This is a genomic window from Myroides sp. LoEW2-1 (genome assembly GCF_009767705.1).
Classification (GTDB): domain Bacteria; phylum Bacteroidota; class Bacteroidia; order Flavobacteriales; family Flavobacteriaceae; genus Flavobacterium; species Flavobacterium album_A.
In genome coordinates this window covers 1-11,660 of sequence record NZ_WSPP01000218.1, presented here as the reverse complement: position 1 = coordinate 11,660, position 11,660 = coordinate 1, and the positions used below count along the sequence as shown (strand labels likewise).

The 11,660-nt window shown below is 30.8% G+C and carries 9 protein-coding genes; 3 read left to right on the top strand and 6 right to left on the bottom strand.

From position 1 onward, the window contains the following. Positions 1 to 96 precede the first annotated feature (96 nt). Positions 97 to 948, top strand: a complete 852-nt coding sequence (locus tag GOQ24_RS12295; RefSeq protein ID WP_160339826.1) for a DUF4595 domain-containing protein — start codon at positions 97 to 99, stop codon at positions 946 to 948. 744 nt (positions 949 to 1,692) lie between these two features. Here the strand turns inward: GOQ24_RS12295 and GOQ24_RS12290 are convergent. The 6 genes from GOQ24_RS12290 to GOQ24_RS12265 form a co-directional block, all read right to left on the bottom strand. Beyond that, positions 1,693 to 2,082 carry a RidA family protein gene (locus GOQ24_RS12290; RefSeq protein ID WP_160339825.1) on the bottom strand — a complete coding sequence of 130 codons (390 nt, stop codon included), beginning with the start codon at positions 2,080 to 2,082 and terminating at the stop codon, positions 1,693 to 1,695. 89 nt (positions 2,083 to 2,171) lie between these two features. Beyond that, the gene (locus GOQ24_RS12285; protein ID WP_160339824.1) at positions 2,172 to 2,738 is read right to left on the bottom strand and encodes a Crp/Fnr family transcriptional regulator; all 567 of its coding nucleotides are present in this window, start codon (positions 2,736 to 2,738) and stop codon (positions 2,172 to 2,174) included. A gap of 59 nt (positions 2,739 to 2,797) precedes the next feature. Continuing rightward, positions 2,798 to 3,739, bottom strand: a complete 942-nt coding sequence (locus tag GOQ24_RS12280) for an alpha/beta fold hydrolase (RefSeq protein WP_160339823.1) — start codon at positions 3,737 to 3,739, stop codon at positions 2,798 to 2,800. A gap of 99 nt (positions 3,740 to 3,838) precedes the next feature. Next, positions 3,839 to 4,534: an ABC transporter ATP-binding protein gene (locus tag GOQ24_RS12275; RefSeq protein ID WP_006256877.1), complete on the bottom strand. Its 696-nt coding sequence runs from the start codon at positions 4,532 to 4,534 to the stop codon at positions 3,839 to 3,841. Then, the gene (locus GOQ24_RS12270) at positions 4,528 to 5,871 is read right to left on the bottom strand and encodes a DUF3526 domain-containing protein (protein WP_160339822.1); all 1,344 of its coding nucleotides are present in this window, start codon (positions 5,869 to 5,871) and stop codon (positions 4,528 to 4,530) included. The genes GOQ24_RS12275 and GOQ24_RS12270 overlap by 7 nt, the downstream gene beginning before the upstream one ends. Position 5,872: 1 nt before the next feature. Beyond that, positions 5,873 to 7,294, bottom strand: a complete 1,422-nt coding sequence (locus GOQ24_RS12265; RefSeq protein ID WP_160339821.1) for a DUF3526 domain-containing protein — start codon at positions 7,292 to 7,294, stop codon at positions 5,873 to 5,875. 212 nt (positions 7,295 to 7,506) lie between these two features. Here GOQ24_RS12265 and GOQ24_RS12260 point away from each other — a divergent pair, with 212 nt between their 5' ends. Then, positions 7,507 to 10,338: a TonB-dependent receptor gene (locus tag GOQ24_RS12260; protein ID WP_160339820.1), complete on the top strand. Its 2,832-nt coding sequence runs from the start codon at positions 7,507 to 7,509 to the stop codon at positions 10,336 to 10,338. A 12-nt stretch (positions 10,339 to 10,350) separates the two neighbouring features. After that, positions 10,351 to 11,574, top strand: a complete 1,224-nt coding sequence (locus tag GOQ24_RS12255) for a DUF4876 domain-containing protein (RefSeq protein WP_006256873.1) — start codon at positions 10,351 to 10,353, stop codon at positions 11,572 to 11,574. Positions 11,575 to 11,660 lie beyond the last annotated feature (86 nt).

Below are 11,660 nucleotides of genomic sequence, written 5' to 3'. Positions count from 1 at the left end.
ATATATTAGTAAGTAAAAATCTAATATATCGTATAATAAGATTTATTAAAAGTATAAAATAAAGTAATAATAAGACAAAAACTCAGTATCTATACTATGATTAAAAATCAATTATTTTTCTTTGGTTTGGCAATGTTATTAACCTTAGGAAGTTGTAGTAAAGGGGATGATAACAACATCGTAAATCCAGAGCCACACAAAGGAACACCTACATCTCCTCCTATAAAAACACAACAAGTTGACTTGGTAAGAGAAATTCAAATTACCAGTAACAAAGCAGGAAATGTAACAACTTCAAAAACTGTTTTCACTTACAATACTGACAATACATTAAGCACTGTAAGTGGATTAAAAACAAGTTCTTCTTTTGGTGCTGAGGATATTCGCTATGTCTACAGCAACGGAAAGGCAACTGCTTTTGTATCACAAAAAGGAAATAAAGGAGAAGATGTGTACGAATTTACTTTAGCTCCAAATGAGAAAAAAGCCATATCATTAAAGGTAAATTTAGCTGATACAAAGGATACAAACAGTCGTTACGACTTCTCATACAACGAGCTAAACCAGCTTGTGAAAATTGAAAATACAAGTGACCTTAATCACGATATTGAAGAGTATATTTGGGAAGATGGAAATCCTTTAAAAACAAAAGGAAGTACATATATATCAGATACATATAGAAGATCGGATGTTTTAAACAATAGTAATATTGATTTAAACGTACTTATTGCAGGTTACCCTAACTTCATTAATCCAAGATACGCTGCTATTCAGGGATTATTAGGTGTAAAAGCAACTAATTTATTACAGCAATATGAAACATCTCGTAGAAGATTTTCATATATATATCAGTTAAATGAAAAAGGAGCTGTATCTCAAGTGGTGAGAATAATATTCCACAAAGATGAAAACGTAACTGAAACAACTACATTTGACATCAAATATTAAGCGTATTTCGGTTTACCATAAACAAAGTCCAACTGAATGCAGTTGGACTTTGTTAGTTATTACAACATATTCTGTTCATTTATAGATGTAAAATTATGCTTAAAAGCAATTTATTGCTCAAGTCTTAAAAAGCAGTAATTTGTGAAATAACACATTACAAATCATATACACAAAAACAATTTCAAACGCATGTAGACTCAATTAAGATTTTTAAGGGGGAGAATACTTACTTTTCGGACAAAATATTACATTGGCTATAGAAGAAGTCGTTTGGATATACAAAATAATTAACTCTTCTTGGTTAGTAGAGCATTACAATTAGAGAAAAAATTACGGCAAAGAGTACGAATTTGGTGGAAATGTAATGGAAATACTAACAGATAATTCGCATTACATTTTCCAGTTTCACGACCAATTTATTGAAGTTATTGCTAACGTTTTTTGGTATGAAGTGGTTGACGAATGTTTGCTAAACAAAACTTTACAACCAGGACACCCCCTTCTAAGAGTTACCAAAAGAAAACACCTCAACTATTCTTGTATGAGGATAAGAAACAAAGATTACAAAAACAACAAAATCAGAAGACGAGATATTAAGTAACGCACAATTGTGTTCTCAACGCTTAATCGACTTCAGCATTCAAATAGGAGACAAGCTAAAGGTTGATAATACCTTATCTGTATTTATCGAACAGGAGAACCTGTAAGCGTATTGAAAGGATATTTTTTTCCTCTTTATTAAACCTATTTTACAACTGTAGCTTCAAGTTCTACAGTTAGATTTTCAAATAATCCTTTTACCTCAAGTACTGTTGTTGCTTGTTTGATTTTATGCTTAACAAGCCACTCTTGTAAAATAGGAAAGTGTTGCATCAGCTCAGTGGTAGAAGTTGTATAGATATTTAATCTAACAATACCTTCAAGGGAATAATCTGCTTTTTTTATAACCTCTTGTAAGTTTTCAATACAGAGTAAAAGCTGCGTTTTCATATCAGCGCTACTTGAGATTCCATTTTGATCAATAGCGACTTGACCAGAACAGTAAAGCGTACTTTGAGCATTTTTTACTTCTATTGCTTGAGCGTAATTACGCTCGAATTGCCATTGCCAAGGATTAAAGGCTGTTTTTATCATCTTGTATTCTTATTTAGTTACAGAGCAAATTTGCTATTAAACCTTAGAACAAGCAGTTGATGTATATCATAAATTTAAAGTGAGCTAAATCACTTTAGATCCAATCGGCTTAGTGTTTCTCTTGAGACTCCAAGATAGGCTGCTAAAAGAGATTTTGGAACACGTTGCATAATACCAGGAAAGCGTTCTTGAAGCTCAAAGAATCGTTCTGTAGTATTGTTTTTCATCATAGATAAAATACGCTGTTGCGAAGCAATAAATCCTTTGTGTGTCTTGTCTAAAAAGAACTCATTTAGTTTTGGTAGTTCTTTTCTTAATCTATTGTATCCTTGTAAATCTAAAGCATAGACCTGTGTATCTTCAATACACTCTAAACTCATACTAGCTAAAGACTGATTATAAAATGCTTTTAGATCTGTTTCCCACCAACCTTGCATAGCAAAGTCTAGAATATGCTCTTTAGCATTATTGTCAGTAAAAACAAGTTTTAGAAGACCTGTATCAATAAAGAACAGATAGGGTACAGGTTCTCCTTCTTGAATTAGAAATTGATGTTTCTTATATTTTTTAAACACAAAACAAGACAAGATAAAATCAAACTCCTTGTCTGTTAGGGAGATTACTTGCTCTATTTGTGCCTTAAGAGTATTATTCATGTGATTTACTTTTGTTAAGGATATAAGTTCTTGTAAAGTAAAGTTACATAAGTATATTATTATAGTTGTTCTAAATGTTTACTAATTAAATCAGCAGTTTGTTTGGGATGAGAAATAAGCCCTCCATGACCTGCACCTTGAATAGTCTGTAACTCTATTGAATTAACTTTCTGTTTTATTGTTTTTGCAACAGCTGGATACACTAAAATAGAATCACTTCCTGTAATAAGTGTAATTTTGCCATTAAATTGATTAAGGTTTTCTGGCTTTATATTTAATCGTTCAGGGTCATTTGCTTGATCAAGCCAAGTAGCGTAACTAGCTGTCATGGTATTTCTAGCTCTTTGATCAAAAATAGAATACCAACTACCTTTTCCAAAGGCTACTTTTTCAATAAAATTAAAGGTTCCCTGTTCAATATGCCCTTGCTCAAGCAAGGTTTTACTTTTTTGCATTTCGGCCTGTATTTCTGAAAGCATATCTTTATACTCAGACCTTCCTTTTAATATTCCAAAAATGGGTGGTTCATATAGGACAATACTCTCAACTTTATCAGGATGATTATTGGCTAATTCAATAGTTATATTTGCTCCATAAGAGTGTCCAATAAAGTGAGCTTTTTTAATCTCTAGAGCATCAAGTAAGGATAAAGCATCTTGAACATCTATTGATATTGTACCTTGCTCTTTATCTAAAGGAGAAGAACTATGTCCTCTTCTATCATATAAAATTATAGGATTAGTAGCTGTTTTGTTTATCTCTTCGGCCACAGGTAACCAAGAATTATGATCATCCCATGATCCGTGTATAAAAACTATAGGGATACCTTGCCCTTTTTTATAGCGTATCGCTAAGTTGACATCACTAGTTTTAATTTGGTATAGTGGAGTATTTTCAATTGCAAAATATTCTGTATTTGTTTGAGCGAATAATTCAAATGAAAATATTTGAATTATTAAAAAGAGTAGAACGGTAATTTTTTTATAAGAAGAATATCTCATGATTTTATATTATAGTTTATTAAGACTAAATTTAAGTAAAATAAATAAAGATAAAAAAACGAATTATAACTTATTATAACCCGTTTTTAGTTAACTAATTTATATAGTTTTTATGTATAATTCCTGTAATTCATCAGGTGTAAAATCTTTAGAATCTAATTGTTGTATCAGTTTTCCTTGCTTCATTATTCCTATTTTGGTTGAGACTTTAGTCGCATTGAATATATCATGCGTGGCCATAAAAATTGTTTTACCTTCACGACCTAATTTACAGATGAGTTCATTAAATTCATTTGTAGCAATTGGATCAAGTCCGCTTGTTGGTTCATCTAAAAACAGCACTTTGGCGTTTTTAGCCACTGCAATGGCAATTCCTACCTTCTGTCTCATTCCTTTTGAGTATCCTTTAAGTTTTCTATGATGTGCAGATTCTTGTAGTCCCGTTAGTATTAAAAAATCGATGAGTTCTTTCTGAGAGTAAGAAAAACCAGCAATTTTACTAAAGAAATCTAAATTCTCGATTCCTGTTAGTTCGGGGTATAACATAACTGTTTCGGGTATATAAGCAATGTCTTTTTTTATTAATTGTGGATTCTCTATAACAGATATCCCATTTATAAAAGCTTCTCCAGATGTTGGTTTTATAAAACCTAAAAATATATTAATAGTTGTGCTTTTTCCTGCTCCATTTTGACCAAGTAAAGCATAGACTTCACCTTTTTTGAGCTCTATATTCAAGCTATGTAACGCTGTGTTATTGTCATATTTTTTATGTAGGTTGGTTGCTTTTAGCATAATTCTTTTAGTTTTTTATGTGAGATAATCAGTAAAATAATAATGATAAGAAGTAGGGGAAATAATAGTTCGATAATTGAAACGTTTGATTGTGCTTTGAATTTTTCTAGTTTGTGATTGTTCCAATTCTCTACAGTACTGTCTTGATTAGAGAAAATTAAGGGATAAAAATGCAAACGTTTCTGGTGATGGAAATCCTCTAGTCTATTTTCATACGTAAGTATATTATTTTGATCAGATAAGGCTAGTTCACTTGAAAGTGTTAGGGTATGTATACTTGGAAAAAAATAACCTATTAGTTTAGCAGCATTATTTCTTGCCTTTATTTTGCCCTGATAGGCAATAGAAGATTTCATTGATTCTACATCCGCTAGATGTTGCATTGCATAATACCATTTCCAATTGAAATCATTATTAAAAATGGTATCATTAGTTTTAAATTGAGGATATATATTATGAAATTTATCTATTGTGTTTTTTTGAGGTTCGTCCCATTTATTGTGATAACCATCTCTTTGTTCTATAACAGTTTGTAATGCTTCTTTGATAGGATACATTTTTTGAATTAGAACAAAGCTCACCATCGGAACAATAAAGTTCATTGCTATCCAAATAAGAATTAGAGCAAGCGCATTGTACGAAGTACTCTTATTGTTAGCTACTATAAAACGGCATAATGCAAACCAAAATATAATGTATAAAAAGCCAAGTAAAATAAGTAAGCTAAAAGCTTTGTCAAGTGGAATTTGAATCCAAAATTTAGCAATTAGTAGCAATAGAAAATAGAGAGAACTAATAGATAGAAATCTTATTATTAGCTTAGTATCTATTATTTTTTTAATATCTCCGCTTTGTAAAGACAATAGTTTTAATGTACCACTTTCCTTTTCTTGTGATAGAATATTGAAAGTAATAGCAATTATAATAAGTGGAAAAAGGAAGATAAGGACAAAGCTAAAATCAAAATTTCCAGCTAGTGCGCTTGTAGGGTTATAGAAATCGGTATTGTATTTCTGCTCTTCTAAATTTCGGATAGTTATTCCTTTTACACTTGGTGTAAAATCTCTCATACCAATATTAAGTGCTGTTAATTTACTAGGTTCGTTAAATAAATGGAATTTTATATAGTAAAGAGTAGATCCAATATGTGTTTCGTGCGCTGTGTTTTTTTGAATGCTTTGCTCTTGATATTCAGTAGCATCTTGTATTAATTGATTGTTTTTTTCAAGGAATGTAACTCCAGTATGTATGGATAATATTCCAAGAAAAAATAGTAGTATTAGTGAAAATACATACACTTTATTTTGAAAAAATTGTTTATATAAGTACTTATTCATCTTAATTGAATTTGAGTTTTTTGATACTTAGGAGTATGATTAAAAGACTTATTGCAAACCAAAAGACTGGGGCAAAACAAGTGGTTAATTGAGTTTGTAAACTAGTTAATAGTCCTGTATATTGATATTTAAAGTCAGGAAGGTTCTTCCAGTTTTCTTGACTAATAATTTCGTTTTTAGATTTGTCATTACTGATGTGTTCTATTTGTAAGTCATTCATATATTGAGCTAGTTTGTAGCGGTATTCTTCTGCTTGGTTTTGAAACATCTTATAAGCATAATAATCTGTTGCACAAACTGTGGTTGAAAAGCTTTTAATGGCTGTCATTGGATTAAAATAACTAGAGTATTGGGTGATTTGGTATTGCTTTTCAAAAGTATCTTCTAGTTCTTTCATTTTTGCATTGTAAATACCCGTACTGATTTTTTCGCCTTGTTTCATTATAAAACCACCATAGTTAAAGGGAAGTTTATTTACATTATCAACATTGTAATGATTTAATAAAGAGTCTTTGATGTGAGAAAAGTAAGGGTCATTGGGATTGTGACTATCACCAACTTTTAGAATCTCTTTTTCAAGTTTGGATTCAAAGGCAATCCTTGATTCAATTGGATAACTAATTTGAGCGGTATATTGTACTGCTTTAGGTAGAATAATTGACATCAAAAGCCAGATGGTAATTAGGTTAATCAATGCTATGGATGAGTTTTTACTTAGTGTTGAGATTCCTACAACAATTGAACTTAGCAAAAAGTAAAATAAAGCATAAGAAAACAGAATCAGTAAACTTCGAAACAGAATATCAGAAAAAGTACTTAAATAACTGTAGCTTATCAGTCCAATTAGTATTGGAAATATAGGTATAGAAAGTAGAAGAGCGTAATGCCACAATCCCTTTACTTTACCTAAAATAATAGCCTTTTTTGAGGCTCCTTGAATACTTAACAATTTTAACGTATTGTCCTCTTTTTCTTTGGTTATTAGATTAAAACCAACAAAGAAAATAATAAGAGGGAGCAAGACTTGTAAGATAAAAGCAGGGGTAAATACGCCAAACCGTACAAGAACCCCTGAGCTATTAGCTTCTGAAATGTTTGCCGTATTTTGCTTATGAGCTTCTAAGAATATTATATTTCCTAGATAGTCGTCTAACCCTTTGTCCAATATACTCATTGGATGAGCAAGCCTAAAAACAAGGTAGCCGTAATGTGCCATTCTATGGGGGTGTTTATCAGGTCTATTTTCCCATTTTTCCCTTACTTCAACACGATGAGCTTCAACAGAGGTAGCATGGGTAGTAAATTGAGTGTAATTGATAAAACAACTTAGGATAGATATTAGCCAAACTCCTAAGAGAATAAAGAGATTTTGTTTTTTGCGTATAATATCTCTAAAGGTTTTTTTAGTGATTAGTTCATTCATTAAAAAAGTAGTTTATGAATTTTCATTTTTATAGATAAGCTCTTTACGATTGTTTTTATAAAGCTTATACAGACAAAACTAATTGATAGAATTAGAATTATAATCACCATAATCGCAAGTATTACTCGTCTCGTCTTTATTATTTCGCATCTCGTCAGTGTAGATTTTTTATTCAGATATAGTTTTGTCCCGATCTAAAATCAATCGTGCAAATGAAATTAATTAGCTATATAAACAAAATGAAATTTAAGCAGTTTAGTTTTTTAATAATACTGATAGGTATTTCATATACAAATTCTATTTATGCTCAAAATACTAAGACCTATAAACTCAAGGCCAGAGTATTGCAAGAAGGTAAAAATGAAAAAGAAGCTTTAGCTCAAGCTTATGTATATACGTTACCTAGTCGTGTTGAAACTTTTTCAAATAACAAGGGAGAATTTTCTTTAGAATTACCTAAGGGAAAACATCAAGTTATGATCTCTTATGTTGGAAAGGTAAGTTTAGATACATTGATTGATGTTACTAGTGATATTGAATTTGAGTGGGTACTAAAAGATGATAATTTTCGCTTAGAGGAAATTCATGTTGTTTCAAATATTCAAAAGCAAGATCACTCTACTAAGATAAACAGAGCAAGTTTAGATCATCTGCAATCATTAAGCTTAAATGATGCGATGAGTTTACTTCCAGGAGGGATCACTTCAAATCCAAACTTAAAAAGCAATAGAAGTATATCGATAAGAAATATCGGTAGTACAACGCATTCTATGAATTCTTTTGGGACTAGTATTATCCAAGATGGAATGCCTATTTCTAATAATGCTAATATGCAAATGATGAATCCTGCTGTAGATGGTAATCTCTCCTCTTTAGGTGGAGGATCTAGTATTTTAGGAGGTATAGATACTAGAAATGTTCCTACAGATGCAATAGAATCTATTGAGATAATTAAAGGTGTAGCTTCAGCTCAGTATGGAGATCTTACCTCAGGTGCTGTTCTTTTCTCTACAAAGAAAGGAATTACACCTTGGATGTTTTCAGCTAAGACAAACCCTAATGTTTATCAGTTTTCTGTGTTAAAAGGTGAAAAACTATCAGATAAATTGGGAGTTCTAACTACAAATTTTGACTATGCCAAGAGCATAAAGAGTCCAATACAATCTTATTTAACTTATGAAAGATTTCAGTTTAGAACTCAATATGAACAGTCCTTTTTAGATGATCGATTAAAGACTAATTGGATGGTACAACTTACCTCATCAAAGGATCATCAATATAGAAATTATGATGAGTTAATAACCCAAAGACAAAGTAAAGGGAGTAGTCTTGCTTGGGTTTTTAATATAAGCGGTACTTATTACTTTAATTCAGATATTTTTAAAAACATCAAATATGTCTTAGGATATAGTCAAACGGTAAAAAAGAGCTTTTATGGGCAACAATATACTTCAGCCACAGCTCCTTATTCTATGACTATGTATGACGGTAGTATTATGTCTAATAGGAATAAAGATATTTATGATATTGATGGTAATTTAATAGTTGGTTCTAATAAGTATCAAACCGAGGAAGATTATTATGCCATGATGTTACCGAGTACTTATAATGCATTTTATAATATAGATGGTAAAGAGATTAATCTTTTTGGTAAGTTAACAAGTTCACTTCAGAAAACCACAGGCATATTTACTCATAATGTGCTGTTAGGGATTGATTATAAGAAAGATGGTAATAAAGGAAAAGGAAAAATTTTTTTACCAACTGCGCCACCTTATAGAGATTTATCTGCTTTTAATGCTAGTTTTCGACCAAGATCTTATGATGATATTCCGTTTTTAAATCAGTTTTCTTTTTTTGCTGAAGATCAAATAGAGTTTGAAGTGTTTAATCGCAATGTTCTTATAAACGCAGGGCTTCGCTATGATAAGTATTCTACATTAAAAGAGCAGTGGTCTCCAAGATTTAATTTAGCATTTGATTTGATTCCTAATAACTTGTTGATTCGTTTTAGTCATGGAGTAGGTGTTAAATCTCCAGGATTACAGTTTTTGTATCCTGAAAGAGCATATTTTGAATATATAAATATAAATGAACTAGGAATAAATAATGTTCCTGAAGATCAACAACTTTTTATAACGACAACAAGAGTATTTAATACTACCAATAAAGATTTAAAAGTAGCTCGAAATACAAAATCGGAGTTTACATTTGATTTTCAACTTAATAAGAAAAGGTTAGTTGTTACTTTATTTAAAGAACATTTGAAAAATGGATACTCAATGGGGTACTTACCGTCGTCTTTTAAACCAGTTGATTTTTTACAGTATAAAAGAAATGATCAAGGGATTTATTTAGATTCAAGCAATCCTGTACTGGCTTCATTTTATCAGCCTACAAATAATCTAGAATATAAGTCAAAAGGAGTAGAGTTTGATTTTGATCTTGGAAAATGGAACCAGATAAGAACTTCATTTTATTTAAATGGAAGTTTTTTAGAATCCCAAACTTATAGTAATAATTATTCTTTTTTTGATGGATATAGTTCTACAGGACCTAAGGAAAGAACCCATGTTGGAGTTTATCAAAAAGGTTCCAGGGTTGTAAATAACCAACGTTTTTCTACTAGTTTAAGGCTAGTACATCATATTCCTCAAATTGGCTTTGTTATGACCTTTACAACAGAGGCTATTTGGAAAGAGTCTGATTGGTATAGTTTTAAAGATTATGACAAGCCTATAAAATACATTTCTAAGATAGATGGACAGATGTATGATTTAGCATCTAACCCATTACCTGAAGAAGAGTATAAACTTCTTGTAAGACCACTAGATGAAAAGATGCATTTAAAGGAAAGTTATAATCCCATGTTCATGTTCAATTTGAACCTAACTAAAGAAGTGGGGAAAACTACAAGGGTTTCGTTTTATGTAAATAATATGTTTAGATCATATCCATTACATGATGCTGTAAGAACTCCCGGAGTGAAAGTGGTTAGAGGAAATCAATTTTTCTTTGGTCTGGAGTTAACAAAACTATTTTAAAAATAAGTAAAGATGAAAAGAATAATATCACTATGTATAATTGCCTTTTTGAGTAGTTGTACATCATTTGACGATGCATTAAAAACAGATACTGTATCGTCATTGGAATTTAAAATTGAGGCGAGTTCTTTAGTCACTGAAATAGAAGATATCACAGGATTAGAAGTCAACTTAGAAAACTATAAAGAAAACAAAATATACAAAGGAAAGTTACAAGGTAGTCAAATCGTATTTAATCAAATAATTCCTGGACTTTATAATTTAAATATTTCTGGAAGATTATTAAGTAATAGTGGAGAGCAATTTTTAATGAGAGGTGCTAAAAATAATTTTCCAATTGTAAAATCTGATTATTTAAAAATGGATGTTGATGGAATTCGAATAAGTCCACTAGTTTTTAAAGAAATATTTTATGCAGGTACAGCTCCCTTTTATTTTAGAAATCAATTTTATGAAATTTACAATAACTCTGATCAGGTAATTTATTTAGATCATGTTTATTTTGCTACAATAGCTCCTACAAAAGCAACTACTCAAAAGCCCATTTGGCCAGCAGAGGATCAAGACAAGTTTGTTTATACTGATAGAATTTGGAAATTTCCTGGATCAGGTGCAGACTATCCATTACTTCCTGGGGAAAGTTGTGTGATTTCTCAATTTGCAGCTAACCATAAGTTAGAAAGATATAATCCAAATTCTCCTTTAGATGCTACTATTTCTGAGTTTGAATTTAATATGGATAATCCAAATTTTCCAGATCAACCAGCTATTGATATGGAACATTTCTATTATAATGGAAAAGCTGTTAAAGGTAGTGCCCCTCAATATTTGACATCTGTTTTTGGTGGAGCTTTTGTTTTGTTTTCTGTACCTACAGATAAAACATATGATCCTATAAATAATCTACAATTGCAGGCAAAAGATGTTTCGTCTTCTTTGAATACCATTTATGCAAAAATTCCAACTAGCTATGTGCTAGATGCTGTAGAGGCAGGAGATAATGAAAATATGATTGTAGGTAAGAGAATGCCTTCGGTATTAGATGCAGGAATGACTTATGTGGGAGCAACCTATAACTCTAAAAGTGTTGTACGTAAGAAAATTAGTGAGAATGCAGATGGTACACCTATACTTCAAGATTTAAATAATAGCTCAGAAGATTTTATTCATGGAGAGATTCCAGTTTTTCGTCGTTATGGAGCTAAAATGCCAAAATGGAATCACACATTAAAATAATATGAAGAATATAGTAAAACAGTTAGTATATAGTTGTATTATGATACTGCCAAGCGTTTTATTAGCGCAGGATAGACAAGAAATAC